The organism is Pseudomonas sp. Larv2_ips (assembly GCF_963879675.1).
Classification (GTDB): Bacteria; Pseudomonadota; Gammaproteobacteria; order Pseudomonadales; family Pseudomonadaceae; genus Aquipseudomonas.
The window spans coordinates 1-427 of the sequence record NZ_CAWOAW010000008.1 but is presented as its reverse complement, the minus strand read 5'-3'; the positions used below and the strand labels follow the sequence as shown (position 1 = coordinate 427).

Sequence of the window (427 nt, the reverse complement as noted above, 5' to 3'; positions counted from 1 at the left end):
AGATTGGTGTGCCAGCCGCCGCGGTAATACGGAGGGTGCAAGCGTTAATCGGAATTACTGGGCGTAAAGCGCACGCAGGCGGTTTGTTAAGTCAGATGTGAAATCCCCGGGCTCAACCTGGGAACTGCATCTGATACTGGCAAGCTTGAGTCTCGTAGAGGGGGGTAGAATTCCAGGTGTAGCGGTGAAATGCGTAGAGATCTGGAGGAATACCGGTGGCGAAGGCGGCCCCCTGGACGAAGACTGACGCTCAGGTGCGAAAGCGTGGGGAGCAAACAGGATTAGATACCCTGGTAGTCCACGCCGTAAACGATGTCGACTTGGAGGTTGTGCCCTTGAGGCGTGGCTTCCGGAGCTAACGCGTTAAGTCGACCGCCTGGGGAGTACGGCCGCAAGGTTAAAACTCAAAGGAATTGACGGAAGACTT

Annotated in this window: 1 rRNA gene; it reads left to right on the top strand. The window is 55.7% G+C overall.

What is annotated here, in order from left to right:
* Positions 1-427, top strand: a 16S ribosomal RNA gene (locus tag AACV02_RS03785); the annotation flags it as partial.